27 protein-coding genes are annotated in these 26,776 nt (G+C 66.3%); 24 read left to right on the forward strand and 3 right to left on the reverse strand.

All coding sequences use genetic code 11. The features are described 5' to 3' along the window. Window positions 1-12 precede the first annotated feature (12 nt). The 12 genes from AC5RUF_RS14175 to AC5RUF_RS14230 all read left to right on the forward strand — a co-directional run bounded on the left by AC5RUF_RS14175 (window position 13) and on the right by AC5RUF_RS14230 (window position 11,510). The gene (locus tag AC5RUF_RS14175) at window positions 13-96 is read left to right on the forward strand and encodes a hypothetical protein (RefSeq protein ID WP_494131028.1); all 84 of its coding nucleotides are present in this window, start codon (window positions 13-15) and stop codon (window positions 94-96) included. An 8-nt stretch (window positions 97-104) separates the two neighbouring features. Then, a complete protein-coding gene (locus AC5RUF_RS14180; RefSeq protein ID WP_494131009.1) occupies window positions 105-494 on the forward strand; it encodes a DUF6507 family protein in 390 nt (129 codons plus the stop codon). A gap of 120 nt (window positions 495-614) precedes the next feature. Continuing rightward, the gene (locus tag AC5RUF_RS14185) at window positions 615-3,494 is read left to right on the forward strand and encodes a hypothetical protein (protein WP_494131010.1); all 2,880 of its coding nucleotides are present in this window, start codon (window positions 615-617) and stop codon (window positions 3,492-3,494) included. Between the two features lie 143 nt (window positions 3,495-3,637). Beyond that, entirely contained in the window at window positions 3,638-3,979 is a 342-nt protein-coding gene (locus tag AC5RUF_RS14190; RefSeq protein ID WP_493996191.1) for a hypothetical protein, read from the forward strand. 30 nt (window positions 3,980-4,009) lie between these two features. Beyond that, window positions 4,010-4,903: a hypothetical protein gene (locus tag AC5RUF_RS14195; RefSeq protein WP_493996190.1), complete on the forward strand. Its 894-nt coding sequence runs from the start codon at window positions 4,010-4,012 to the stop codon at window positions 4,901-4,903. A 149-nt stretch (window positions 4,904-5,052) separates the two neighbouring features. Continuing rightward, window positions 5,053-5,931, forward strand: coding sequence for a hypothetical protein (locus AC5RUF_RS14200; RefSeq protein WP_494131011.1), 879 nt, complete (start codon window positions 5,053-5,055; stop codon window positions 5,929-5,931). A 277-nt stretch (window positions 5,932-6,208) separates the two neighbouring features. Beyond that, on the forward strand, window positions 6,209-6,673 hold the full coding sequence (locus AC5RUF_RS14205; protein WP_494131012.1) for a hypothetical protein: 465 nt from the start codon (window positions 6,209-6,211) through the stop codon (window positions 6,671-6,673). 266 nt (window positions 6,674-6,939) lie between these two features. Continuing rightward, window positions 6,940-7,242, forward strand: a complete 303-nt coding sequence (locus tag AC5RUF_RS14210) for a hypothetical protein (protein WP_494131013.1) — start codon at window positions 6,940-6,942, stop codon at window positions 7,240-7,242. Between the two features lie 328 nt (window positions 7,243-7,570). After that, entirely contained in the window at window positions 7,571-7,918 is a 348-nt protein-coding gene (locus tag AC5RUF_RS14215) for a hypothetical protein (protein WP_494131014.1), read from the forward strand. Between the two features lie 134 nt (window positions 7,919-8,052). After that, window positions 8,053-8,313: a hypothetical protein gene (locus AC5RUF_RS14220; RefSeq protein ID WP_494131015.1), complete on the forward strand. Its 261-nt coding sequence runs from the start codon at window positions 8,053-8,055 to the stop codon at window positions 8,311-8,313. A gap of 240 nt (window positions 8,314-8,553) precedes the next feature. Then, complete coding sequence (ligA, locus tag AC5RUF_RS14225) at window positions 8,554-10,719, forward strand: NAD-dependent DNA ligase LigA (RefSeq protein ID WP_494131029.1); 2,166 nt, start codon at window positions 8,554-8,556, stop codon at window positions 10,717-10,719. Continuing rightward, entirely contained in the window at window positions 10,716-11,510 is a 795-nt protein-coding gene (locus tag AC5RUF_RS14230; protein ID WP_494131016.1) for an inositol monophosphatase family protein, read from the forward strand. The genes ligA and AC5RUF_RS14230 overlap by 4 nt, the downstream gene beginning before the upstream one ends. Before the next feature lie 37 nt (window positions 11,511-11,547). On the opposite strand, the gene AC5RUF_RS14235 is transcribed toward AC5RUF_RS14230, so the two are convergent. Further along, window positions 11,548-12,300 carry a methyltransferase domain-containing protein gene (locus AC5RUF_RS14235; protein WP_494131017.1) on the reverse strand — a complete coding sequence of 251 codons (753 nt, stop codon included), beginning with the start codon at window positions 12,298-12,300 and terminating at the stop codon, window positions 11,548-11,550. A gap of 151 nt (window positions 12,301-12,451) precedes the next feature. Here AC5RUF_RS14235 and AC5RUF_RS14240 point away from each other — a divergent pair, with 151 nt between their 5' ends. From AC5RUF_RS14240 to AC5RUF_RS14280, 9 genes are all read left to right on the forward strand, one after another. Continuing rightward, a complete protein-coding gene (locus AC5RUF_RS14240; RefSeq protein WP_493998405.1) occupies window positions 12,452-12,898 on the forward strand; it encodes a TraR/DksA family transcriptional regulator in 447 nt (148 codons plus the stop codon). 113 nt (window positions 12,899-13,011) lie between these two features. Continuing rightward, window positions 13,012-13,506: a GNAT family N-acetyltransferase gene (locus AC5RUF_RS14245; protein ID WP_493998404.1), complete on the forward strand. Its 495-nt coding sequence runs from the start codon at window positions 13,012-13,014 to the stop codon at window positions 13,504-13,506. A gap of 294 nt (window positions 13,507-13,800) precedes the next feature. Continuing rightward, complete coding sequence (gene gatC / locus AC5RUF_RS14250) at window positions 13,801-14,097, forward strand: Asp-tRNA(Asn)/Glu-tRNA(Gln) amidotransferase subunit GatC (RefSeq protein WP_146363477.1); 297 nt, start codon at window positions 13,801-13,803, stop codon at window positions 14,095-14,097. Between the two features lie 8 nt (window positions 14,098-14,105). Further along, window positions 14,106-15,608: an Asp-tRNA(Asn)/Glu-tRNA(Gln) amidotransferase subunit GatA gene (gatA, locus tag AC5RUF_RS14255; RefSeq protein ID WP_494131018.1), complete on the forward strand. Its 1,503-nt coding sequence runs from the start codon at window positions 14,106-14,108 to the stop codon at window positions 15,606-15,608. Continuing rightward, entirely contained in the window at window positions 15,609-17,126 is a 1,518-nt protein-coding gene (gatB, locus tag AC5RUF_RS14260; RefSeq protein WP_494131019.1) for an Asp-tRNA(Asn)/Glu-tRNA(Gln) amidotransferase subunit GatB, read from the forward strand. It begins immediately after the preceding gene. Between the two features lie 117 nt (window positions 17,127-17,243). Then, complete coding sequence (locus AC5RUF_RS14265) at window positions 17,244-18,146, forward strand: aminoglycoside phosphotransferase family protein (protein ID WP_494131020.1); 903 nt, start codon at window positions 17,244-17,246, stop codon at window positions 18,144-18,146. Window positions 18,147-18,167: 21 nt separating this feature from the next. Next, on the forward strand, window positions 18,168-18,938 hold the full coding sequence (locus tag AC5RUF_RS14270) for a hypothetical protein (protein ID WP_494131021.1): 771 nt from the start codon (window positions 18,168-18,170) through the stop codon (window positions 18,936-18,938). A 37-nt stretch (window positions 18,939-18,975) separates the two neighbouring features. Beyond that, window positions 18,976-20,142, forward strand: a complete 1,167-nt coding sequence (locus tag AC5RUF_RS14275) for an NAD(P)/FAD-dependent oxidoreductase (protein WP_494131022.1) — start codon at window positions 18,976-18,978, stop codon at window positions 20,140-20,142. Between the two features lie 184 nt (window positions 20,143-20,326). Continuing rightward, a complete protein-coding gene (locus AC5RUF_RS14280) occupies window positions 20,327-21,196 on the forward strand; it encodes a hypothetical protein (protein ID WP_494131023.1) in 870 nt (289 codons plus the stop codon). 242 nt (window positions 21,197-21,438) lie between these two features. Here the strand turns inward: AC5RUF_RS14280 and AC5RUF_RS14285 are convergent, their stop codons facing one another. After that, complete coding sequence (locus tag AC5RUF_RS14285; protein ID WP_493999070.1) at window positions 21,439-21,726, reverse strand: acylphosphatase; 288 nt, start codon at window positions 21,724-21,726, stop codon at window positions 21,439-21,441. Window positions 21,727-21,796: 70 nt separating this feature from the next. After that, complete coding sequence (hutH, locus tag AC5RUF_RS14290) at window positions 21,797-23,365, reverse strand: histidine ammonia-lyase (protein WP_494131024.1); 1,569 nt, start codon at window positions 23,363-23,365, stop codon at window positions 21,797-21,799. A 149-nt stretch (window positions 23,366-23,514) separates the two neighbouring features. On the opposite strand from hutH, the gene AC5RUF_RS14295 reads away from it, so the two are divergent. From AC5RUF_RS14295 to AC5RUF_RS14305, 3 genes are all read left to right on the forward strand, one after another. After that, on the forward strand, window positions 23,515-24,291 hold the full coding sequence (locus AC5RUF_RS14295) for an IclR family transcriptional regulator (RefSeq protein WP_494131025.1): 777 nt from the start codon (window positions 23,515-23,517) through the stop codon (window positions 24,289-24,291). Window positions 24,292-24,404: 113 nt separating this feature from the next. After that, window positions 24,405-26,090: a urocanate hydratase gene (gene hutU / locus AC5RUF_RS14300; RefSeq protein ID WP_494131026.1), complete on the forward strand. Its 1,686-nt coding sequence runs from the start codon at window positions 24,405-24,407 to the stop codon at window positions 26,088-26,090. A gap of 8 nt (window positions 26,091-26,098) precedes the next feature. Continuing rightward, window positions 26,099-26,776 (forward strand): M20/M25/M40 family metallo-hydrolase (locus AC5RUF_RS14305; protein WP_494131027.1); only part of this gene is annotated, 678 nt, incomplete at its 3' end.

Here is a 26,776-nt window from a genome sequence, read left to right on the forward strand (position 1 = left end):
ATTATTGCGCTGGTGAAGCAGACGTTGTCGCAGAATGACGAGACGGCTGCGGGTGCGGGTGCGCGGGCGAAGTCCGCCGTCGCCAACATCGGCTAGGACCCGCTGTGACGTACTCCATCCAACCCATGGAAGTGAGCACCACACTGCAGGAAGTGGTGAACTACGCAGGCCAGTACGAAGGGCACGCAGCCTCCTTCGAGGGCAGCCTCAATGCCCTTCTGACCGCTGCCAAGAACAGTGCTGCCGTGGCCGACGCCTTGGTGGGTTTCAGTGAACGCGTCATTACACCGGGTATGAACACCATCATCGGACGGACCAATGCGGCCGTGGAGGCTGTCAACAACGTCCTGAAGATTGTGAGCGCCGCCGACGGCCAGATGGCCACCGACGCTCAAACCGCGGCGGTCCAGCTTGCGCAAAGCACCTCGGGTGGTGCTTATGCCCCCGTACCCCTGCACAGGCCAACCCGGGGTGCCTCTCTCGCCGTGGAATAACCGCCCGGTTCTGCCGCCCTCTGCTTTGCCGCCGCCATCCGCTGAGTCAACGGTTGACCGTTGCATCGATTGAAAGCGAACACCATGCCAGTGTTTGACGTCTCTGCGCTTGAGGCGGTTATGCCTGAACCGGAAGAGCTCCGGACCGCTGCAAAGTCGCTGCTCGACAGCGCTACCGCCATCCATACCATCACTGAGACTGCAGCCCAGTCCTGGGGCAAACTCCAAGCCCAGGGGGTGTATGTGATCGACGGTGCGGAGGTGGTGTTCTCCGCCTACCAGCCAATCCAACGCGCTTCCCAGGGATTTGCCGACGATTTCGGGACGGTGGACGCTGCAGCGAACGTTTTCGCTGACGCGGTGGCGGACCTCAGAACCCGCCTCGCCGGGCTCAGGAGCCGGGCAGCTGCCTTCAACCAGAAAATCGCCGGTGATGACGAGTGGAATAAGGACCAGGACCTTATTGCCGAGCAGGACGGCATTACCAACGAACTCAACACCATCCGCTCCGAGCTGAGCGGGCACGAGCGGACCTTCGCGCAGGCGATCAGCGACCTGTACGGCGGCAACGAGTACGTGGAGTATTCGGAGAACGGGCCCGGTGACGGGCAGTTTGAACACGGCATCCCCAAGGACGCACTGAATGCGGGCGCAGCCGCGGGCGATGTCCCGTGGGCGCACCCGGTGGAATATGACCAGCCCTGGTACCGGGACACGGGCGATGCCGTCTGGTCCTTTGGCAAGGGGGTATGGGACAGCGGTGTCGGGGCGGTTACCGGCATAACGAATCTCATCGGGTTCGGGGGCAAAGACGTATTTGTCCAAAGCTGGAAAGGCCTGGGCACCCTTGTACTCGACCTGAGCATCGCGACCAGCCCGGTGATGCAGTGGAACCTCATTGCCACGGGACGTGCACAGAGAGTGGCGGACGCCGGCAACAATCTGCTGGCTATCGGCAAGGAAACCATTCACTGGGACGACTGGAAGACTGATCCTGCTTATGCGGCAGGTGCCTCTGCCTTCGACCTCGCCGGCATACTCCTCACGGCGGGCGCAGGCGCAGGCGTCAAGGGAGCCTCGGTGGCCGGCAAGGCAGGGGACCTGGCAGGCGATGCGGGAAAGCTGGGCAAAGCGGGAGACGCGGCCGCAGGGGGGCGCGTAGCCCGCGCCGCGGAGGCAACCGGTACTGCGGGTGCTCGGGCACCTGAAGATATCACCGTCCGTATCGATGACATCAAGAGCACCACTGTTCACACCGTGACGGGATCCCCGAAAACCGATCTCGGCCGGTTGGGGTCCGGTCACGACTTAAAGCAAGATGCGCCGGACAGCCGGGCGGGCGCCCCGGATACGGCGACAAGGGCACCGGAAACGCAACCAAAAGCCCCCGGCGTGGACACTCCGGGCGGGCCTGACCGCGGTCCGCATGTGCCAGAGGGAACCGTTCCTCCGAAAGCCGACCCCGACATCCCGCCGCGGCACCCCGCCCCGGAGGCACCCGCCGGTAAGGGTACAGCTCCAGCATTGATTCCCAATGCGGATGGTAAGCCCGGCCCGGGCACGGGTGTCGGGAATGTCGATACGGATGTGCCTCGTAGGCCGGATGCAGAGGGTAACCCAGTCCCTGAGAGCCATGCCGGGCGGAAGGATGGAGAGGATTCGGCCACCCGTGCTGGGACCGACGGTCACGTTCCGGAGAGCACCCGGACCAATCCTGCCCCGGCCGATGTTCCGGCCGAGAGGACTGCACCCACAGGTCACCCGGATGCCAACGATTCGCCTGCACCCACCAGCGGCCACCCAGACGACGTGCGTTCAGGCGCCACACACACAGGCGACACCGATGCGCCTGCCAATGACGGGTCCGGGAGCGGTACCGACGACGCCGGGGTACGCGACAGCGGTCCTTCCAGCGACGATCCGGCGAGTCCGGTGGTGACGCATGATGGCCAGGGTCGCCCGGAGACGGTCGAGTACACCGTGGGAGACCAGCGGGTGACCCATACGGTCTCCACCCGCAACGACCAGATTGCCCAGCTTCGCCGTTCCCTGGATCCGGAGAACTGGAAAGATGTGGATGGATTGCTGCGGGCACATCTGTCACCGGAGGAATACCGGCGCCTTGATGACCTGCGGAACCCGGACGGCACGTTGCCACCCAAGGTCGCGGAAGCCCAGATTGCAGAGCTGGTGGAGAAGGTCTTCGGCACCCAGGGACGCGCAGATGCTCCGGACGGGCTCAGCCCATTGGAAAGTGCCCTGCGCGGTGTCCAAAACCGGTACTACTACGACCTGACCGATGCCCAGGCTGAACTGGTGTACGACATCCGGCACATGCTAGGCACAGGCGACCATACCCAGCCCTTCCAGAAGATCTACAACGCTGACCAAGGAGCCAGCATGCTGGACGGGACACATCCGTATAAGGACAGTGCGGGTGGTTTCATTTCCCAGGCCGCTGATACGGCAAAACTCCGAACCGTGGACGAGATCATCCTCGGCCTTCGCCTCGATTACAGCACTGCTGAAGGCGACATCGCGTTCAGGGTTGGTGAGGTGGATGAAATCTATGCCGTGCGGTTCCACGCGGATGCTAAGGAAGCAGCGGAGCTGATAGAGATCCCTGATGCGCCCAACCGTGCACGGGTGGAAGAGCTTCGCCGTGATCGTACAGCCGAGGCCGACCGGTGGGCCGCCGGCAATCAAACGCAGCGGGACATCGAACTGCGGAAGAAGGACGGGGAGCAGTTCGACAGCGACTTGAAGACCGATGGTTCCAAAGGAAGGAAACCCATACCCGGCGATTCCGCTATGTGGCCGAATAAGGGGGATGGCCTAACCAGCAGCCGAGTAGAACACGCTCCCATAGTGCCCGAGCTAGTAATAGAAGGCGGCGTAAAAATGAAGGGCGGTGAGGAGATGTGGCGCATCGACCGCAACGGCAACGAAGTCTTGGTCGGGATTTACAATAGGAAACTGATGAGATGGATTAACGTCTGACTATGTGGAGTTCCAGCGGGATGAAGTTGACCGGTGATTATGGCACGTGGAGGGGGCAGGAAGTCGAATTACACTCGACAACTCCTGAGGACGGGGAGCTCCTGCTCATTAAACACGGGGGACGCGCGCCTGGACCGGATTGGATGACGATTGACCACGGGGACCAGTTCCCCACGCCAGGCGTCAGGCATTCTCTGGAGGTTCCAGAGGATGAGGTTTCTAATGTTCACGCCGTGCGGGCCACAGGAGAGTTGAGTCCCAACGGCGTCGTGACGATCCTTGGTGAGGATCAGGGCGGCAACTTTGCCATTATTACCAAATTCACCACCAACCTTGAACTGAAGGAGCGGTTGCTGAAGGATCACGGGTTCCATACGTTTAATGATGAGCCGGTCACCCGGTCGGCGGTTTTCGGTTGGCTCCCGGCTGCCATGGTTGGCAATATCAAGTCCGAAGTCTCATGGCGAAAAGACGATGATTCATGAGGAATCTGCGTCTATAGGGGGAGCATTGGCATGACGATTTTTCAGAAGGCACTGAGTCCTGAGCAGGTCCAGTTCCTGGTTGGCGGGAACCGGGACACGATTTCCGGTTTCATCGTCAACGCGGCGGATGCCGCGGCAGCGCGTACCCCGGAGGATCTTTTCGCGGTCCATGGACTGGGGTTCCCGGGCTCGCCGTGGGATCCGGCGGCGGGGTTTGTGCATGTGCTGCGCTTCCATGATCCGCTGCCCCTATATGTGCATAAGGCGATGGCCCCGGAGTTTGTGGACCGGCACCCGTTCACGGGGACCGGGTTCGCGACCTGGTCCGGCGGCGTCGTGCCCCTGTATTTTCTGGACGAATCCGCGATCCCAGCCGGGGCTGAGCTGTGGCGGGTGACAGCAGGCGGCCGTGAGGACCTGGTGGCGGTGTATATGCATGCCGCTTACGGGTGGGCACTGGTGCAGACTCCTCCCACAGGAACACCGCAGCCGGGCAGGAGCATTCCCTCGCACATCATGGGGTGGAACGCTGTGTGGCGCGGGCACCGGTTCCGTGCCGATCTGGTGGGTGAGAAGGCGGTGCTGGCGGCCCCGACGCAGCCGCCGGCGGAGTTTGGTCCGTTCCGCGAAATGCCGCGGGGCTGCTGGTCGTTGGAGGTGCCGGCGGCGGAGGTGGAGGACTCCTTCGAGTTGCTGGCTACCTGCACTTGGCGGGGCGAACCGTTCCGGATAACCGATGTCGCCCAAGGTCAGGACGGACGGGTCTTCCGGGTCTTTTACACCGGACACAACGCTGACCGTGCAGAGGCACTGGGACTGAATAAGGCCGACGCCGGTGTTTACTGGGCCGTCGTTCCGGGAGAGGAAACCTCGGATAACCGAGTGGTGGAAAACCACATGCCGAGTAATCTTTTCGGTATTTAGTTTTCGGGGGACGGCACGATGGGCCGGAAAGTCCGTCTGCGATTGGTCCCCCTCGCGGCAGGCGGATGAATATGGTCGAAAAGGACTTGAAGAAGTAGGATTCGTCGGCACTTATAGCTGCCTCGACGTGCAGTGGAAAGCAGGGAATCTTGATTTTTCAGAAACCGCTCAGCCCGGCGCATATCGCCATGATGGTGGAGGGCAACCGCGACACCATCACAGGTTTCGTCCTCAACGCCGCCGACGTCGCGCAGGTGAAGTCGCCCCGGGAACTGTATGAGGCGCACGGGCTGGGTTTCCCCGGGTCTCCCTGGGACCCGGCGGCGGACCACCTGGACGTGCTGCGCTTCGAGGCGCCGCCGTCGGTCTATGTGCATTCGGCGACGGCGCCGGAGTTCGTGGACCGGCCGCCGTTCACCGGTACCGGGTTTGCCCGCTGGGGCGGGGGAGTGGCACCGGTGTGGTTCCTGGACGAGTGCCGGATTCCTCCGCGGGCGCAGTTGTGGCGGATCCGGGAGGGGCAGCAGGAACAGTTGCTGGCCATGTATATAGATGTCGCTTCGGGGTGGGGCGTCTTGGAGGGCTCGGACATCCCTACGCCCCGGCACATCTCTCCGCAGACCGTGATCGGCTGGGTGGCCGTCTGGGACGGTTTCCAGTTCCCGGCCGATGTGGTGGGTGACAAGGCGGTGCTGGCTGCGGCGTCGGAACCGCCGGCCGAGATCACCGGATTCCGCCGGACGATGCGCGGGTGCTGGAGCCGCGAGGTGCCGCTCTCGGATTTGAATGACTTGTTCGAGGTCAATGCGGTGTGCCGGTGGCAGGGCCAGCCGTTCCGGATCACGGATGTGGCGCACGACGGCGGGGGCCGGGTTTTCCGTCTCTTCTACACCGGGCACAACGCCGATGTTGCGGAGTCGCTGGGACTGAACAAGGCCGACGCCGGCGTGTACTGGACCGTCCAGTCGGAGTCTGCGGTGACGGACGTGGAGATGTTCCAGAACCGGCTCAAGCCGGCGGCGGGCTAGGGCACCGGATATTAGGGGGTAGGCAGGTGGCTGAAAATGGTGGCGTGATGGACGTCGTTTTGCAGCGCTTGGCGTCGGAACGGGACTTGGCTCGTTAATCACCGATGATGAGGGGGTCGGTGTCGAGCGGGTTCTGGCTGCTGTTTTCGTTCAGGATACGGAACGGCCGGGTGGGGAAACCGGAACGTGGAGGTGCGTCCCTGGCTCCGGCGGGTGGACTAAGCGAGGCTCCCGGGCACCTCGGGCACGGGGACAGGACACGATGACAGGGCGACGAATGGCAGCACATCATTCTGTGGAGAGACTCCCGAATGGGATGCCGATCCCGCACTGCTATGGGCTTTGGAGAGGCCTGTGGTTTTCGGCGGACCCGTTCAGGGGCGGCGTCTATTTGCTCTCGTCGAACGAGACCAACCCTCCGGATCCGGAGTGGTATGCCTCCCCGGATACGGACGGATTCGGTCGTCCGGAGAGCTGGATGTTGAAAGTGTCCAAACAAGACCTCGACCGCTTGGTCAAGGTAGCGGTGTCAGCCACGTGGAAGGGGTTTGATCTCGGTCTTGTGCAATACGACAACGGTCTGGTCCATGCTCGGGTGAGTGTAAACCAGGGCCAGAAGGACAAGGTCAGCCGCGGAGAGATCCCCGAAATAGTTATGCACGGCTTCGGAGAGTATGTGGGGACCTTTCGCTGGGAGGATCTGGAAGACGTCCAGATGGTTGAGAAGGACTTGAAGAAGTAGGGCTGGTCGGCACTTATCGCTGCCCGAGGGCAGCAGGAAGCAGAGTCTCGTAATTTTTCTGAAACCGCTCAGCCCGGCGCATATCGCCATGATGGTGGAGGGCAACCGCGACACCATCGCGGCGCTTCCAACTAGTTCCACCGGTTGGGAGCTTCGGTTCCCGCACGTGCAGTAGCTGCAATCATCCGATGATGAGGGGGTGGCGGGTGTCTGAACAGTTGGCGGGTCCGGATCTGGTTTTGCGGCGGACTGTGTTGGAGACCGCGTTGGCCCGTGACGTGGACAGCAGCGAGGAGCACGGAAACGCATCGGATGATTCCTTTGACCTGCTCTTGGAATTGCGGAAACTGATGTATCGGCCGGGGTCCGGCACCTGGTTCTCGATGGAGATGCACATTGATAATCAGGGGCATGTGGAAAGGCACTACAACTACGACGAGGAAGCAGACTGGAGTTTCCCGCTGGACGACGAGTCCTACGTAGAGGACCAGCAGTGGTTCCCGCGGAATCCGGAGCACATTCCCGGGTGGTTGGCTCCGAAGCTTGGGCTTGGCGGCACTTCCAACTAATTCCACCGGGTGGGAGCTTCGACTCCCACCCCTGTAGTAGCTGTAACCCTTCGATGATGAGGGGGGCCGGTGGCGAGCGGGTTCTGGCTGCTATTTCCGATCAGGATATGAAACGGCCCGATGGAGGAACTGGAATGTGGAGGAGCGTCACCGGTTCCGGGGGCTGAGTTGCACACGACTTCCGCGTGCTAAGGAAACGAGGGGGGAAGGGCGAAGAATGGAAGCGCATCATTCCGTGGAGACTTTACCGAATGGGATGTTAGTGCCCCAATACTATGGGGTCTGGCATGGCCAGTGGTACGTCGCAAAAGAAAGGCGTCGGACCTTTATGCTCTATGCATACGACTCTGAGACCCCGGGTCCGGAATGGTCTCCTTCCCGAACGGATGAATCCGGCCGTCCCCAAGATTGGCGGTTAGAAGTTCCTGAAGAGGCGCTTGACCGGTTGATCAAGGTTATAGTCACTGCAAAGTGGCGGGGATTGGTCGTCAGCCTGGGTAGATATCACAACGGCCTGGTGGAGGCTCGCGTGGGCGGTGATCCGGACCAAGAGGCGAAGGCCGGGAGAGGGGAAATCCCTGAGATTGTCATGGTCGGTCGGGGGGAGTATGTCGGGACTTTCCCCTGGGAGGATCTGGAAGACATCCAGATGGTTGAGAAGGACTTGAAGAAGTAGGAAGCGTCAGCACTTATCGCTGCCCGAGGGCTGCGGAAAGCAGGAGACTTTGATTTTTCAGAAACCGCTCGTCGGAACCGCCGGCCGAGATCACCGGATTCCGCCGGACGATGCGCGGGTGCTGGAGCCGCGAGGTGCCGCTCTCGGAACTGAATGACTTGTTCGAGGTCAATGCTGTGTGCCGGTGGCAGGGGCAACCGTTCCGGATCACGGATGTGGCGCACGACGGCGGGGGCCGGGTTTTCCGTCTCTTCTACACCGGACACAACGCCGATGTTGCGGAGTCGCTGGGCCTGAACAAGGCCGACGCCGGCGTGTACTGGACCGTCCAGTCGGAGTCTGCGGTGACGGACGTGGAGATGTTCCAGAACCGGCTCAAGCCGGCGGCGCGCTAGGGCAATTCCAACGTCTCGTGGCGGAAGAACCCTCCAACCTGAGAATGTCCCGTAGTTGGCAAGCCCGGACGCGCGGCGACACAGACGTCGCCAGCCAACGACGGCGTGCAGCGCAACTCCCGCAACCGGACGGTATACGGCAAGATTGGTTAGGTGAGCACAGCCAAGACATCCCCGGAAACCACGGACACCGAAGCCGCCGTCGACTCGGTCAGCACCGATACCCCGCCCGCCGGGGACCTGCGCGAGGAATACCAGGCGCTCGCCGAACAGGTGCGCCGCTACCGGTTCGCGTATTACAACGAAGACGCGCCCCTGGTTTCAGACGCTGAGTTCGACACGCTCTACCGCCGCCTGGAGGAAATCGAGGCGCTGCACCCCGAGCTGGTCACCAACGACTCACCCACCCAGGAAGTCGGCGGCGAAGTCTCGGCGGCCTTCGCCCCGGTGGAACACCTGCAGCGGATGTACAGCCTCGAGGATGTCTTCTCCCTGGACGAACTGGACGCCTGGGTCCGCAAAACGGAGTCCTCCGTGGCCAACATTGCCCCCGGCGCGAAGATCAAGTGGCTCACCGAACTGAAGATCGACGGACTGGCGGTGAACCTGCTCTACCGCAACGGCGAACTGGTTCGGGCCGCCACCCGCGGCGACGGGACCACGGGTGAGGACATCACCCACAACGTGCTCACCATCGCCTCCATCCCGCGCACCCTCAAGGGTGAAAACCTCCCGGCGGAAATGGAAATCCGCGGCGAGGTCTTTATCCCCTCCAAAGAATTCGCGCACCTGAACGAAACCATGGTGGAAGCGGGCAAGGCCCCGTTCGCCAATCCGCGCAATGCCGCTGCCGGTTCCCTGCGGCAGAAGGACCCCGAAGTCACCGCCCGCCGCCCGCTGAGCATGTACGTGCACGGCATCGGGGCCCGCGAAGGACTCAACGTGGCGAGCCAGTCCGAGACCTACGAACTGCTGAAGCAGTGGGGACTGCCGACGTCGCCCTATTACAAGGTGCTGGACACCTACGAAGAAGTGCTGAAGTACATTGCCGACAACGGCGAGCACCGGCACGATCTCTCGCACGAAATTGACGGCATTGTGGTCAAGGTCGATGACTTCGGCCTGCAGCGCGCGCTGGGCAACACGTCCCGGGTGCCCCGCTGGTCCGTGGCCTACAAGTACCCGCCGGAGGAAGTGAACACCAAGCTGCTGGACATCCGCGTCAACGTGGGCCGCACCGGCCGGGTCACGCCGTACGGGATCATGACTCCGGTGCTGGTCTCCGGGTCCACCGTGGAAATGGCCACCCTGCACAACCAGGACGTGGTTAAGGCCAAGGGCGTGAAGATCGGCGACACCGTGGTGCTGCGCAAGGCCGGCGACGTGATCCCTGAAATCGTGGGCCCCGTCGTCGCACTCCGTGACGGCAGTGAACGTGACTTCGTGATGCCCACGCACTGCCCCTCCTGCGGCACCGAGCTGAAGCCGGCCAAGGAAGGGGACGTGGACATCCGCTGCCCCAACGCAAAGTCCTGCCCCTCGCAGCTGCGCGAACGGGTGTTCCACCTGGCCGGCCGCGGCGCCTTCGACATTGAGGCGCTCGGTTGGGAGGCGGCCATTGCGCTCACCTCACCCGCCGAGCCGGAAAACCCGCCACTCACCAGCGAAGCGGGTTTGTTCGACTTGAAAGTCGAGGACCTGGCGGACGTGCGGATCGAACGGCCAAAGCGCGTCAAGGGTGTGGTGGACGGCACCGAACTCGTGCCGTACTTCTACACCAAGGGAACCGCCAAAAAGCCGTCCGTTCCCTCGGCCACTACCCGAAAGCTCTTTGACGAACTGGAGAAGGCCAAGACCCAGCCGCTGTGGCGGGTGCTGGTGGCTTTGTCCATCCGGCACGTAGGCCCGACGGCGGCACGCGCCCTGGCCGGTGCGTTCGGCTCCATGGAGGCCATCCGGGCCGCGACCGAAGAGCAGCTGGCGCACGTGGACGGCGTCGGCCCCACCATCGCCGCGGCGCTGAAGGAATGGTTCGCGGAGGACTGGCACCGCGAGATCGTGGACGCATGGGCTGCCGCGGGTGTGCGGATGGCTGATGAGCGTGACGAATCCATGCCGCGGACGCTGGAGGGACTGACCGTCGTCGTCACCGGGACCCTGCCGAACTTCAGCCGCGACGAGGCCAAGGAAGCCATCCTGTCCCGCGGCGGCAAGGCCTCCGGCTCGGTCTCCAAGAAGACCGACTACGTGGTGGCCGGGGAAAACGCCGGCACCAAGCTGGACAAGGCCGAGCAGCTGGGTGTCCGGGTCATCGACGAAGACGGGTTCCGGACGCTGCTGGCCGAAGGGTCCGTGCCGGATGGAGCAGAACCCGGAGGGGAAGCAGCAGAGGAAGGTACCGCATGAGCCCGCTGCCGGACGCGGCCGACCCGCTGGAACTGCTCGAGGTGGCCCGCCAGGCCGCTGCAGCTGGAGCTGCAGTGCTGGCGCGGCGCTCCGCCGGCGGCCTGAACGCGGTGAACAAGAGTGCCGACGGCGATTGGGTCACTGACTTCGACACCGCGGCGGAGGTGGCGGTCCGCGAGGTGCTCGCGCGGTTGCGCCCGAATGACGTGGTCACGGGGGAGGAGCTGGACCCCGTAGTCCCGCCCCACCCGTCCGGCATCCGCTGGTCCATCGATCCGCTGGACGGCACCACCAACTTCATCCGCGACATCGTCTACTACGCAACGTCCGTGGCAGCGGTGAACGACGACGGCGAGTGGCTGGCCGGCGTCGTCCACGCTCCGGCACTGGTACGGGTGTACTCGGCGGCCCGCGGCCACGGGGCCTGGCTCGCCGAGCACGGCACCGTCCGCCAGCTCACCGGACCCGACCCGCAGCGGGTCGGAAAGCTGCTGGGCACCGGGTTCTCGTACAACGCCGATGTACGGGACGAGCAGTACGCGGCGCTGCCGGCCCTGGCCGGACAGTTTGCCGACGTGCGCCGGATCGGTTCGGCCGCGCTGGACCTGTGCATGGTGGCCGACGGGACACTCGACGCCTTTACCGAGCGCGGCCTGAACGAATACGACTATGCCGCCGGGGCACTGATCGCGGAGGAGGCGGGAGTGCCGGTTCAGCGCCCGCTGCGGCCCGCCAACGACGCCGAGCGCGAGGCTGGCGTGACCACCGCCGGGGCCGTGCTGCCGGGCTAGGTGTCCTGCTGGCTCCGCCGGGCGGCTGCCTGCTTTCCTACCGCCGCGCAGCGACGATGATTTCCCGGCTGGACGTTTCCACGAAGGGTCCGCCCTCCCAGTCCCCGTACCAATCCACCGAGCTGAAGCCGGCCTCGGCGAGCAGCCGTTCCAGCAACGGGGCCGACGGAAAGTTGAGTATGCTCCGGCTGGCAAACAGTTCGCCGTCGGAAAGGAACCGGGTCCGGTCCTCAAAAGTGACCAGCACGCCCTCAGGCCGGTCCACTACCGCCAGCAGTTCCCACTCCACTTCCAGTGTCCCCGCTGAGGATTCCCGGATCTCCGGCCCGGTGCGGCCGCTGTCCCATTCCGCCCACGCCTTGGCCACCGGGTTCCGGGTCTCAAAATAAAAGGTGCCGCCGGGCGCCAGGCGGGAGCGGACCGCAACCAGGGCTGCCAGCATCTTGGCCTCCGTCAGCAGGCACTGGAACGCGTGGCCCGTCATGACGGCGGCATCAAACGGGCCGGCCGGCAGGTCTTCCGCGGTTCCCTCCAGCCACGTCACCAGGTCCCCGCCCGGCCGGGACCGGGCAACCTCCAGCATGCCGGCCGCAGGATCGACGCCGGTCACGGCATGGCCGGCCTGCGCCAGGCGCACGGCAAAACTCCCGGTCCCGCAGCCCACGTCCGCTATCCGCCCGCGTTCCCGGCGGTCGAGCAGACCGGCATAGAAGTCGGTGTCCCACCGGTCGGCGTTGTCCTCGTCATAGAGGGCCACCAAGCGCGGTTCGGTGTAGTGCGCGTCAACCATGGTTCCCCTTGTATCGCCTGGTAATGCCCCGAAGCCTACCGGGATTAAGCCCTGAGGAAAGACGCCCTTTGCCGTGCCGGGTTTCCGTGCCGGACAGCGGATAATTTATGCGACTAATCCCCGTGCAGCATCGACTCACAGGAGGAACCCCTTGCCTCGCAAAGCAACCGCTGCCCCGCGGAAGGCCGCACGGACGGCGCCCGACCTCGCTCCCGCCCGGCCCCCGGTACAGACCCCGGCGGAGCTGGACACCGCCTTTTTCGCGACGCTGATCAACGAACGCATTGACCGGACCCGCGAGCAGATCGACACCCTGACCGCCGTCATCCGGGAAGTCACCTTGGCGGCCAAGGACATCCCGGCCGATGATGAGCATGACCCGGAAGGCACCACCGTTTCGGTGGAGCGCGCCAACGAAGTGGCTCTGCTCGCAGCTGCGGATACCTCCCTGGTGGAACTGCAGGAGGCACGCCGCCGCCTGGACGCCAATACCTACGGCATCTGTGAACGCTGCGGCAACCCCATCCCGGCGGCCCGGTTGGAGATCCGGCCCGAGACCCGTTTCTGCGTGACCTGCGCTGCAGCCCGGCGGCGGTGAACCCGCAGCGTGCCCGGTTGATGTGCCCGCCCTCACCCCGGTCCTTGCCGACACCGGGACGGGGATAGAATCTACGTGCACTTCAACCAAGACCGTAAGGATTCGTAACACGCATGAGCATCACCATCCGGCTTGCCACCGAGGCTGATTTTGACGATATTCGCCGGATTACCCGTGAGGCTTACCTGCACGGCCAGCACATCGAGGCCGACAATCCCTACATCAAGGAACTCGAAAACGTCGAGGACCGCGCCAAGCACACCGAACTGTGGGTAGCCGAACTCGACGGCAAGGTCGCAGCGTCGGCAGCCATCACCTACGCCGGCCAGCCCTACACGGACATTGCCATTGAAGGCGAGCTCGAATTCCGGATGCTGGCCGTGGACCCGGCCGTGCAGCGCGGGGGAGTGGGCCGCGCCCTGGTGAACGCCATCATCGAGTACGCCCGGAACAAGGACGGCATCGAGGCGGTCAGCCTCACCAGCATGACCACCATGCTGAACGCCCACGCCCTCTACCTGTCCCTGGGCTTTGTCCGGGTGCCGGAACGGGACTGGACCGTCCCCGGCGAAGACTACATTCTCTGGGTCTTCCGCAAGGCCGTCTAACGCTCCTTCGCAAGACGCGGCCTGTAGGTTCCCCTGCGGTTTGGGATTTGCTGCCGGTTTGGGAAATCCCTGCGCCGCGCAGTGGCAGTGATTTCCCAAACCGCAGGGTTTTTCCCAAACCGGCGGTTTTTCGCCCGCGACGCCCAAGCCGTCCCGGCGCCCGACGGCGGCGGGACGGCTTTCGCATGCCGGGAGCGTGTGTCGCGGCCTGCATGCGCTGTCCCCGAACGCCGTAGACTGGAACGGATACCGGTTAAATACCGAATGTTCCTATATAAGACGCATGGGAGACTCATGTCTGAGATCAATCGTGAGGCTGTGGCGCACCTGGCGCGGCTGGCCCACATTGAGATGACCAACGACGAGCTGGACAAGATGGCCGGCGAACTCGATGTCATCGTGGATTCGATCAAATCCGTAAGCGAAGTTGCCGGCGAGGACATCCCGGCCACCTCCCACCCCATCCCGCTGACCAACGTTTTCCGCGAGGACGTTGTGGGGCAGACGCTGACCAATGAAGAAGCCCTGTCCGGTGCTCCCGACAATGCCGCCGGCCGCTTCAAGGTCCCTGCCATCCTGGATGAGGAGTAAAAGCTTCCATGAGTGAACTGATTACATCAAGCGCCGCGCAGCTGGCCGCCAAGCTGGCCGCCCGCGAGGTCACCGCCGTCGAGGTCACCCAGGCGCACCTGGACCGCATCAGCGAGGTGGACGGCGCCGTCAACGCCTTCCTGCACGTGAACACCGACGAAGCGCTGGCCGTTGCCGCCGACGTCGACAAGGCCCGGGCGGCAGGCGAGCAGCTGCACGAACTGGCCGGCGTACCCATTGCCATCAAGGACCTGATTGTCACCAAGGGCCAGCCCACCACGGCCGGTTCCAAGATGCTCGAGGGCTGGATGAGCCCGTACGACGCCACGGTCATCTCCAAGATCCGTGCCGCACGGATGCCGATGCTCGGCAAGACCAACCTGGACGAGTTCGCCATGGGCTCCTCCACGGAGCACTCCGCCTATGGCCCCACCCGCAACCCGTGGGACCTGGACCGCATTCCCGGCGGCTCCGGCGGCGGGTCCGCAGCTGCCGTCGCCGCGTTCGAGGCACCGCTGGCCCTGGGCACCGACACCGGCGGATCGATCCGCCAGCCGGCTGCCGTCACCGGTTCCGTGGGCGTCAAGCCCACCTACGGCGGCGTCTCCCGCTACGGCGCCATCGCCATGGCCTCCTCGCTGGACCAGATCGGCCCGGTATCGCGCACCGTGCTCGACGCCGCGCTGCTGCAGGAAGTCATCGGCGGCCACGATCCGCGTGACTCCACCTCCCTGACGGACCCGGTGGGTTCCTTGGCCGACGCCGCCCGCAACGGCAACGTTGCCGGCATGCGCATCGGCGTTATCAAGGAACTGCAGGGCGAAGGCTACGAGGCCGGCATCCAGGCCCGCTTCAACGAGTCCCTGGACATGCTGCGGGACGCAGGTGCCGAAATTGTTGAGGTGTCCTGCCCCAACTTCAAGTACGCCCTCGGCGCCTACTACCTGATCATGCCGTCCGAGGCCTCCTCCAACCTGGCCAAGTACGACGGCGTCCGGTACGGCATGCGCGAGCTGCCCGCTGAACCGCCGCTGACCATTGAACGCGTGATGGGCGCCACCCGCGCCGCCGGCTTCGGCGACGAGGTCAAGCGCCGCATCATCCTGGGCACCTACGCCCTGTCCGCCGGCTACTACGACGCCTACTACGGCTCGGCCCAGAAGGTGCGCACCCTGATCCAGCGCGACTTCGACGCCGCGTTCGCGCAGGCCGACGTGCTGATTTCCCCCACCTCGCCCAACACGGCGTTCAAGCTCGGGGAAAAGCTGGACGACCCGCTGGCCATGTACCTGAACGACGTGGCCACCATCCCGGCCAACATGGCCGGCGTCCCGGGCATCTCGATCCCCGGCGGCCTGTCCGACGGACTGCCCGTTGGCATCCAGTTCCTGGCCCCCGCCCGCGAAGACATCCGCCTGTACCGCGCCGGTGCCGCCCTTGAAGGCATGCTGGAGCAGAAGTGGGGCGGCCCGCTGCTCGCCCAGGCACCCGTACTCGGAGGAGTGAAGTAAATGTCCGTCCACATCCAGGATGAAACCCTGTCCTTCGACGAGGCCATTGAGAAGTACGACCCGGTACTGGGCTTCGAGGTCCACGTTGAGCTGAACACCAAGACCAAGATGTTCTCCGACGCACCGAACATCTTCGGCGACGAGCCGAACACCGCCGTCACCCCGGTGGACCTGGGCATGCCCGGCGTCCTGCCGGTCGTGAACAAGACGGCCGTGGAGTACTCGATCCTCATCGGCCTGGCCCTGAACTGCAAGATCGCCGAATCCTGCACCTTCGCCCGGAAGCAGTACTTCTACCCGGACACGCCCAAGAACTTCCAGACCTCCCAGTACGAAGATCCGATTGCGTACGACGGCTACCTGGACATCGAGCTGGAGGACGGCACCGTCTTCCGGGTCGAGATCGAGCGTGCCCACATGGAAGAGGACGCCGGAAAGCTCACCCACATGGGCGGTGCCGCCGGGCGCATCCAGGGCGCCGACTTCTCGCTGGTGGACTACAACCGCGCCGGCGTGCCGCTGGTGGAAATTGTCACCAAGCCGATCGAAGGCGCCGGTGCACGGGCCCCCGAGCTGGCAAAGGCCTACGTGGCCGCCATCCGGGAAATCGTGAAGAACCTGGGAGTCTCCGACGCCAAGATGGAACGCGGCAACGTGCGCTGCGACGCCAACGTTTCGCTGCGCCCCTACGGCCAGGAAAAGTTCGGCACGCGCTCGGAGACGAAGAACGTGAACTCGCTGCGCGCCGTCGAACGCGCCGTCCGCTTCGAGATCCAGCGCCACGCTGCCGTGCTGGAATCCGGCAACACGATTGTGCAGGAAACCCGGCACTGGCATGAGGACACCCGTTCCACCACCTCGGGACGGCCGAAGTCCGACGCCGATGACTACCGGTACTTCCCGGAACCGGACCTGGTTCCCGTGGTCACCACTGAAGAGTGGATCGAGGAGCTGCGCTCCCGCCTGCCCGAGCCGCCGGCCGAGCGCCGCAAGCGGCTGAAGGAGGACTGGGGCTACTCGGACGCCGAGTTCCGCGACGTGGTCAACGCCGGAGTGATGGAAGCCATCGAGGAGACCGTCGCCGCAGGCGCCTCCGCCCAGGTCGCCCGCAAGTGGTGGATGGGTGAAGTGGCCCGCCGCGCCAAGGAAGCCGAAGTCGATCCGGTGGACGTTGGCGTCACGCCGGAACTGATCGTGGAACTGGACCGCTTGGTCCAGGCCGGAAAGATCAACGACAAGCTGGCCCGGCAGGTGCTCGACGGCGTCCTCGCCGGCGAAGGCAGCCCGGAGGAAGTCATCGAGAAGCGCGGCCTCGCCGTGGTCTCCGACGACGGTCCCCTGCTCGAAGCCATCGACGCCGCCCTGGCGGCCCAGCCCGCAGTGGCGGACAAGATCCGCGGCGGCAAGGTCCAGGCCGTAGGCGCGATTGTGGGCGGCGTGATGAAGGCCACCCGCGGACAGGCCGACGCCGGCCGCGTGCGCGAACTGATCCTGGAACGCCTGGGGGTACAGGGCTAACACCCGGTATCCGTCCGTTCCGGACCCCGGCAGGCATCCCGCCTGCCGGGGTCCGGCGGCTTAAGCAGGCGCTTGACCGAGGTGACCGGCACCACAGTCGCCGGGTAGGCTTTCGGAATGGCCAACCTTCCAGCAGTCGAGATTGCCGCAGACCCGGCGCTGGTGCGGCAGTTGGTCGAGGAACAGCGCCCGGACCTGGCCGGCCTGGACCTGTGGGCAGCGGGCAGCGGCTGGGACAACCACATCTACCGGCTCGGCAGTGACTACGCCATCCGGCTGCCGCGGCGCCGCTCCGCAGCCGGACTGACCGCCAACGAACAGCGCTGGCTGCCTGAACTGACCGCGGACGTCCCGGTGCCCACGTCGGCCCCGGTCTTCTGCGGCACGGCGTGCGAGCTGTACCCGTGGCCGTGGAGCATCACCCGCTGGTTCGACGGACAGGACGTCTCCCAGCAGCCGCGGGACCGCAACCTGGGCCTGGCGCCCGGGCTGGCAGGCTTCCTCAACGCCTTCCACCGGCCGGCGCCGGCGGACTACCCCCGCAATCCGTACCGCGGCGGCCCGCTTTCCAGCCGGTATGAGTCGGTGCTGCAGCGGCTGGACTCCGGCATGGTCCCGCACGCGGCCCGGGTCCGGGAGCTGTGGGACGAGGCACAGCAGATCCCGGCGTGGCCGGGCCCGCCGCTGTGGCTGCACGGTGACCTGCATGCCGCGAACCTCGTTTCCAAAAACGAGGCGCTGCAGGCGGTCATCGATTTCGGGGACATGACCGCCGGGGACCCGGCCACCGACCTGGCCACCGCCTGGCTGGTGTTCGACGCCGATGGCCGGTCCGCGTTCCGCAACGCCCTGGGCCCGCAGTACGCAGGAGATCCTTACATCTGGGACCGCGCCCGGGGCTGGGCCCTCTGCATCGCCACCATCCTGCTGGCCAATTCCGACGACGCCCCGGGATTGAACCTGGTGGGATCGGAAACCCTGATGGAAATCCTCACCGGCGACGCGGACGGGCTGCGCTAGGTGGGCCGCTGGAAGCACTCGGTGCGGATCTCCGTTGAGGGTGACGGGCACGTGCAGGAGGATACCTGCGGCTATGCGGGGGCTACGGCCTGGGTGATCGACGGTGCCAGTTCCCTGCTTGCCCAGCTTGGCCTGCCCGGCCCCTCGGACCCTGCCTGGTATGCCCGGCAGCTGGACCTGCTGCTGACCGAAGCTGCAGGCTCCGGCAGTGCGCCCGCCCGGCAGGTGCTGGCCAACGCCCTTTCCCGGATGGACACCCTGGCCCGAAACCTGGTGGGGGAGGAGCGCACCCGGTTCCCCTCCGCGGCGCTCTGTCTGGCACACCTGCATAACAACGGCGTGGAGCTCCTGGCATTGGCCGACTGCCATGCCGTGGTGGAACTGATGGACGGCTCCGTGGTCCATGTGACCCACGAACCCGCGGACATCCGCCTGATGCATGCGGACGATCCCGAGCAGGAGCGCGCACTGCGGATCCAGGACCGCGAACTGCGCAACACGCCGGGCCGGCTGTGGGTGGCACGCCGGGAGTCGGAAGCTGCCTACCAGGCGCGCGGCGTCCGGCTGGGACAGCCGAGGCGGGTGGTCCTGGCCTCCGACGGCGCGTGGCGGGCAGTGGAGCTGGGCCTGGTGCCGGATCCCGAAGCGTTCCTGCAGGCAGCCAGCCTGCCCGTCACCGCCCAGGAGATGCTGCTGGCGCTGCGCATCCGGCAGGCGGAAATCGGTGAAAGCGCCGACGACGCGACCCTGATGACGCTGGAGAACATGGGGCGCGGCGCGGAAGAACCCTGACAGAGCCTGTCGGCCAGTACCCGGAAAGGACGTTTACATGACCACATCGGCAGAATCGGCGGACCAGGACGGGTCATGCGAAATCCTGGTTATCGGCGGCGGGATTGCCGGTTTGTCGCTGGCTTCCGAGCTCGCGGCCGGGCACGGCGCGGACGTTGTGCTGGTGGAGGCGGAACCGACGCTGGGCTACCACACGTCCTCCCGTTCGGCACGCCAGCTGATCCCCAGCTACGGGCCGCCCGTGGTGCAGGACCTGACCCTGCGGACGCTGGCCCTGATCCGGGCAGCGGAGGCAGGATTACCCGAACCGATCCTCACGCCCCGGAGCTTCCTGCTGATAGGTGATGAAGAAGCCGTGCGGGACCGGGCCAGTTCCCATATGCACCCGGTGATGCCCGCGGAAGCGCTCGGGCTTGCCCCGGAGCTGCGGCCCGGGTCCTTCCGTGCCGCCGCTCTGGACACCACCTCGGTGGCCTGCAATACCGATGCCCTGCTCGAGTACCACCGCGCCCGTCTCACGGCCGCAGGCGGACGGATCGCCACCGGCCGCAGGATCGATGCGGCACGGCGCGTGTCGTCCGGCGCCGCGGCGGCGGACACGGGTACAGGGCAGTGGGCCGTCTCCGCGCAGGAGTCCGTATTCACCGCCCCGGTAGTGGTCAATGCTGCCGGAGCGTGGGCCGACGGGGTTGCCGGTATGTTCGGTGCCCGCCCGCTGGGCCTGACCCCGTACCGGCGCACCGCCGCCGTCGTTGACGTCGAACACCCGCTGGCTGCCGGTGCCCCCATGGTCGCTGACGCGCAGGACCGCTTCTACTACCGCCCCGAGGGCAGCCAGGTGCTGATCTCTCCCTCGGAAAGCGAACCCAGCGCCGCTGAGGATGCCCGGCCGCGGGAGGGTGATGTGCAGGCGCTTATCGAACTGGTCAACGAGGTCACCACCATGGGTATCACCGGCGTCTCCCGGGCCTGGACCGGCCTGCGCACGGAAGCACATGACGGAGTGCCCGTAGTGGGGTGGGATCCGGTGGTTCCGGGGTTGTTCTGGCTCGCCGGGCAGGGCGGCTACGGGTTCCAGACCTCCTCCGGAATTGCCGAACTCGCGGCGCGGATAATCCTCGGGACAACCGGGGAGGACAGGGGCACAAACGGGCGGAAAAACACCGCGGAGGAGGTGCTCAGCCCTGCCCGGAGCGCACTGTGACCAATCTCTCACCGCTTGGCACGTAACGAATCAGCCAAGGGGGGCGCGTATGGTCGTTAGGCCGCCAATGGATGCCTAGAGTTGTAGTACCAAGCCGCTCCGGCAAAAACCCCAAACATCTCCAAAATCAGTGCCCGAAAGGTCAGTCTCAGTGCCAGAATTCTTGCCGCCAAAAGTTATTGGCGTGCAGCAGCGTCCGCTCTACATCCGGGTTCGTACCATCCTCACGATTCTTAGTACGCTGTGGCTGATTTTCGCCATTATCGGAGTCGGGTTCTTTTCCGGCGGCACCACCTCACTGGCCTTTTCCCTGATTCTTCTGTACACGACGGGCGCGGCCCTGCTGGTTGTCATCTCGGCTGTGTACCGGTTCCTCACCCGGGCCGCCCGCCAGCGGGTGGAGACCGTGCCCGAGGACAGCGCCGCCGCAGTCTTCGTTGATACCGCCCGGTCCGCCACGGAGGAAATCATGGCCGCACTCCGCCCGGCCGCTGCCACCGGCAGCCCCGCCGTGCGGATGCCGCAGAATGTTGATGCACTGGATGTTGCCGCGGCCCTAGCGGCCCGGACCGCGGCCCTGACGGCTGCAGCTGCCGCGGAAAAGTCCGCTGCCGCGGCTGCCGCCATGGTTGCTCCGGCCAAGACCGTGACCAAGTCCCCGGTCAACAAGTCGGCCAAGAAAAAGAAGTCCGGACCGAAGCAGTCCGCCCAGCCCAAGAAGTCCCAGGCCGCCAAGTCCCGTCCGGCCACCAGCACCGGCTCGCGGGCGGGTAACACCGCCGGGACGGCACCGAAGAAGACTTCCGGAAAGAAATCCGGCTCGGCAGGCAAAGGGACGGGCCGTCCCGATGGTTCCGCCAAGGCGCCGGCCGCCGGCGGACCGGCACCGGCAAAGGGCGGCGCCCCGCTGATGAGCGTTCCCGGCATCCGGACCGCGCAGCAGGACATCCTGCCGCGCCTGGCCAATGCTCCCGCCTGCGGCCTGTCCGCTGCTCCGGCACGCGGCGCATCGTCGCAGCGTCAGAGCAGCCGCGAACTCGTGTCCGCCGCGTAGCCACAAATACTCAGGTAGTTGTCAGGTTGTCCCCAGCACCTACCCAGACGGGGCGCTTACTGTAGTTAGTACCTCATAAGGGTGCGAGTGATGAATGGACCGAGTAGTGACCGGTCCGGGCGCCGGCAGACCAAGGTTGTTTCCCCCAACCAACCCCAGGTCTGCCGGCGTTTTCCCTTTTAACCCGGGACGTGCCGCGTGTCGATCCGTGCCTTCCGTGAGGCACATGCGACGGCCCGAAGCTATTCGGCGCTGAACCCGTCAAACTCCCCGGTCGCCGTCGAAAAGCGCGCGTCCACGGCTGCAACGGTGCCGGGCGCCGTCGGACCCTCCAGGAATTCCAGCAGTCCGTCCAGTGCCGGCCCGCTGCCCTCGGCGACGACGAGCACGGACCCGTCCCGCCGGTTGGAGGCGACACCTGTCAGGCCCAGCCGCACCGCCTGTTGCATGGTCCGGTAGCGGAAACCCACACCCTGTACGTCACCGGTAACCCGGGCGGTCAGCCGCCGGGCATCCTGTTCCTGGTTCATCCGCCCAGCCTAGGTCAGTGTCCCGTAGCGCGCACCGGGTGCGGCGGGGCCGGGGGCCCGTTTCCGCCGGTCAGCGCAGGGCGGTACCCAGAAGATCCTCCACTGCGGCCAGCAGGGTGCCCTCTTCCACCAGGACCCGGACGGCTTCGATTTCGGGGGCCAGATAACGGTCCGGGCCGGGCCCCGGGACAACGGTGCGGATGGCAGCACGCACGGCAGACGACGCCGGGGCGCTCCGGGAGGTGTCCACGCCGCCGTCGCGCATGTCCAGGGCCCGGGCGGAGGTGAGGAGCTCAATGGCCAGCACCCGGGTCAGCCCGTCCACGGAACGCCGCAGCTTCAGCCCGGCCGCCCACCCCATGGAGACGTGGTCCTCCTGCATGGCCGAGGACGGAATGGAATCGACCGATGCCGGCACCGCCAGCCGCTTGAGCTCGGAGACAATGCCGGCCTGGGTGTACTGGGCGATCATGTGGCCGGAGTCGACTCCGGGATCGTGGGCGAGGAAGGCGTTGAGTCCGTGGCTGCGGGACCGGTCCAGGAAGCGGTCGGTCCGCCGCTCGCTCATGGAGGCGACATCCGCGACGGCGATGGCGAGGAAATCCAGCACATAGGCCACCGGTGCGCCATGGAAATTGCCGTTGGACTCCAGCCGGCCGTCCAGCGTGACCACCGGGTTGTCGATGGCGGAGGCGCGCTCGGCAGCGGCAACGGCCTCCGCATGGCTGAGGGTGGAGCGGGCCGCGCCGTGCACCTGTGGGGCGCAGCGCAGCGAGTAGGCGTCCTGCACCCGCGTGAAACCGCCGGTTTTCTGTTCTTCGATCAGCGCGGACCCGGACAGCACCGCCCGGATGTTGGCGGCGGACTCGCCCTGCCCGGCCTGCGGCCGCAAGGCCTGGAGGTCCGCGGCAAACACGGCATCGCTGCCCAGCAGGCCTTCCACGCTCATGGCGGCAGCCAGGTCCGCAGTGGCCAACAGCCGGTGCAGGTCCGCGATCGCCAGGGTCAGCATCCCCAGCATGCCGTCGGTGCCGTTGATCAGTGCCAGGCCTTCCTTCTCCTGGAGCTGGACCGGCTGCAGGCCGGCTTCCTCCAGCGCAGCGGCCGCCGGAAGCAGCCGGCCGTCGCGGGTGCGGACCTCACCTTCACCCATCAGGGCCAGGGCGCAGTGCGAGAGGGGCGCCAGGTCCCCGGAGCACCCCAGGGAGCCGTATTCGCCGATCACCGGGGTGATTCCGGCATTGAGGAGGCCGGCGTAGGCCAGTGCCACATCCGGCCGGACCCCGGTGCGGCCGGTGGCCAGCGTGGACAGCCGGTTGAGCATCAGGGCGCGCACGACCTCGCGGTCCACCTCCGCCCCGGACGACGCCGCATGGCTGCGGATCAGCGAACGCTGCAGCTGGGTGCGTTGTTCGGCCGGGATCTGCTTGACCGCCAACGCACCGAAGCCGGTGGAGACGCCGTAGTGCGGTTTCTCGTCCGCAGCGAGGCTGTCGATGACGCTGCGGGAGGCAGCCATGGCCGCCAGCGCCTCGGGAGCCAGTTTCACCGCCGAGCCGCAGCGTGCCACGGCGAGGATGTCTTCGGCGGCCAGCGGGCCGGTCCCCAGTTCGACTACTGCCCGGGAAATGGTGTCCATGTCTCTCCGTCCTCGCGGAGAAAATTCTCCGAACTCCTGGTGCCGCAGGACAGCGGCCCCGTACCCATCCAAGCACCGCAGCCGGTCCGCACCTACCATCCCGCCGCATTCCGTTTCTGGGATCCCAGACACTGTCCTAGACTCGGCCCATGTCCGTCCCGTATTCCCGCGTCCAGGTCCCGGCAGCCGTGCAGGTGCTCGCCATCCTGCGCTACCTCGGGACGCAGGCCGGACCGGTCAGTGCCGCCGTCGTGGCCCGCGACCTGGCCCTGCCGCGCTCCACCACCTACCACCTGCTTGCCGCCCTGGTGTCCGACGGGTTTGCCGTGCACCTGCCCGAGGAGCGCAAGTATGCCCTCGGTGCCACCGCGCACGAACTGGGCACCGGATATGCCCGGCAGGCACCCCTGCAGCGCATCGGACGCTACCCGCTGCGGAAACTGGTTGCCCAGGGGAAAGCCACCGCCCACCTGGCCGTGCTGCAGGGAACCGACGTGATCTACGTGATCGAAGAACGCGCCCCCCGGCAGCAGCCGCTGGTGACCGATGCCGGTGTCCGGCTGCCTGCCCACCGCACCGCGAGCGGACGGGCCCTGCTCGGGCAGATGACCGGGGTCCAGCTGCGCGCGCTGTATTCGGAGCCGGCCGCAGTGCGGTCCTCACGGGCCGGCGGCCCTGCCCTGCCCGATCTGTTGGCAGAGGTGCGGGAGCGCGGCTACGCCTGGGAGGAAAACGAGGTCACCGAAGGCTTTTCCTCGCTCGCGGTACCGGTGCTGGACCGCTCGGGGCACGCCGTCGCCAGCGTCACGGTCACCGCAGCGAACCCGGAGGTCCCCGACGGCATCGCTGCCCTCGCCGAGAGGCACCTGCCGGGCCTGCTCCGGTGCGCCGCGGAGATTTCCCGCCGGCTCGGCGGCAATGTTTAACTAACGGCAGCGTCCGACTTACCGGCAGCGTCTGACCACCGGCCCTGTCTGGTATCCCAGACGGTGTGGCCGGCGGGCCGTAGCTTGCGGGAACCGTGGGCTACGGTCTGGCTATGGCAACCACATCCGACCCGGACCGGCGGATCCGGGCACCCCGGGGAACCGGGCTGACCGCAAAGAGCTGGCAGACCGAGGCGCCCCTGCGCATGTTGATGAACAACCTGGACCCGGAGGTGGCGGAACGGCCCGCCGACCTGGTGGTCTACGGCGGAACCGGCCGTGCCGCCCGGAGCTGGGAAGCGTATGACGCGATAGTCCGTACCCTGTCCACGCTGGCCGAAGACGAGACGCTGCTGGTGCAGTCCGGCAAACCCGTTGGTGTGTTCCGCACGCACGAATGGGCGCCGCGCGTGTTGATCGCCAACTCCAACCTGGTGGGGGACTGGGCCACCTGGCCCGAGTTCCGCCGGCTGGAAGCGGAAGGCCTGATGATGTACGGGCAGATGACCGCCGGATCCTGGATCTACATCGGCACCCAGGGCATCCTGCAGGGAACCTTCGAAACCTTCGGCGCCGTCGCCCGCAAGCTCTTTGCCGACGCAGACGCCACCCTGGCCGGAACCCTGACCCTGACCGGCGGCTGCGGTGGCATGGGCGGAGCGCAGCCGCTGGCCGTCACCTTGAACGGCGGCGCCGTGCTGATCGTGGACGTGGATGAAAGCAGGCTGCGCCGACGCGCCGGGAAACGCTACCTGGACGAGGTGGAAACGGACCTGGACACCGCCGTCGCCAAGGTCATGGCCGCCCGGACCGAACGCCGCGCCCTGTCCGTGGGACTGGTGGGCAATGCCGCGGAGGTGTTCGAGGAACTGCTGCGCCGGCATCAGGCGGGCAGCATCACCGTGGACATCGTCACCGACCAGACCTCCGCGCACGATCCGCTCAGCTACCTGCCAGCCGGCATGGCGGTCCGGGACTGGGCTGCCGAAGCGGCCGCGGACCCGGACGGCTTCACCAAAAAGGCCCGCGAATCCATGGCCCGCCAGGTGGCGGCCATGGTGGGCTTCCAGGACGCCGGCGCCGAGGTGTTCGACTACGGCAACTCCATCCGCGACGAGGCACGCCAGGGCGGGTACGCCCGGGCCTTCGAGTTCCCCGGCTTTGTCCCTGCCTACATCCGCCCGCTGTTCTGCGAGGGGCTGGGCCCGTTCCGCTGGGTGGCACTCTCCGGCGACCCGGCCGACATCGCCGTCACCGACGCCGCCATCAAGGAGCTGTTCCCGGACAACGCCCGGCTGCACCGCTGGATCGACGCGGCCGCCGAACACGTGGAGTTCGAGGGACTGCCGGCGCGGATCTGCTGGCTCGGTTACGGTGACCGGGCCAAGGCGGGCCTGCTGTTCAACCGGTTGGTGGCCGAGGGCCGGGTCAGCGCCCCCATTGTCATCGGCCGCGACCACCTGGACTCCGGTTCGGTGGCCTCGCCCTACCGCGAAACCGAAGCCATGGCCGACGGCTCGGACGCCGTTGCGGACTGGCCCCTGCTCAACGCCCTGCTGAACACAGCATCCGGTGCCACCTGGGTGTCACTGCACCACGGCGGCGGCGTCGGCATCGGCCGGTCCATCCACGCCGGGCAGGTGGGCGTAGCGGACGGCACCGAACTGGCCGCCCGGAAACTGCAGGCACTGCTGACCAATGATCCGGGCACCGGGGTGATGCGCCACGCCGACGCCGGCTACGAGCGGGCCCGCGAGGTCGCCGCCGAGCGCGGCATCCGGATCCCGATGAACGAATAGGACCGGCCATGCACCTCCCCGGCAACACCCCCGGCGTCGGCTCGCTGCTCGCCTCTATCGAAGACGTTGGCCGTGACGCCCGCCGCGGCGGATACTCCCGCCCGGTGTACTCCACCGCCGAACTGGACCTGCGCGCATGGTTCGAAGCCGAAGCGCAGCGGCGGGGACTGGACGTGGAGTCGGACCGCAACGGCATCCTGTGGGCCTGGTGGGGCCAGCCGCAGGACGGCGCCCTGGTCACCGGCAGCCACCTGGATTCCGTTCCCGGCGGCGGAGCCTTCGACGGCCCGCTGGGTGTGGCCTCGGCGCTCGCCGCGGTGGACGTGCTGCGCGGACGGGGCGTCCAGCCGCGCCGGTCCCTGGCCCTGGCAGTGTTTCCGGAAGAGGAAGGCTCCCGCTTCGGCGTGGCCTGCCTCGGCTCCCGGCTGCTCACCGGCACCATCGACGCGGACAAGGCCCGCAACCTGCGCGATGCCGACGGCACCACGTTTGCGGACGCCGCCCGGGCCAACGGCCTGGACCCGGACCGCCTTGGCCGGGACGAACAGGCACTGTCCCGGATCGGGGATTTTGTGGAACTGCACGTGGAACAGGGCCGGGGACTGGGCGACGGCGGCCCGGCTGTCGCCGTCGGCGGTTCGGTGCTCGGGCACGGGCGCTGGCGGCTGAGCATCTCCGGGCAGGGC

It is taken from the genome of Arthrobacter sp. Y3224198 (genome assembly GCF_059090025.1).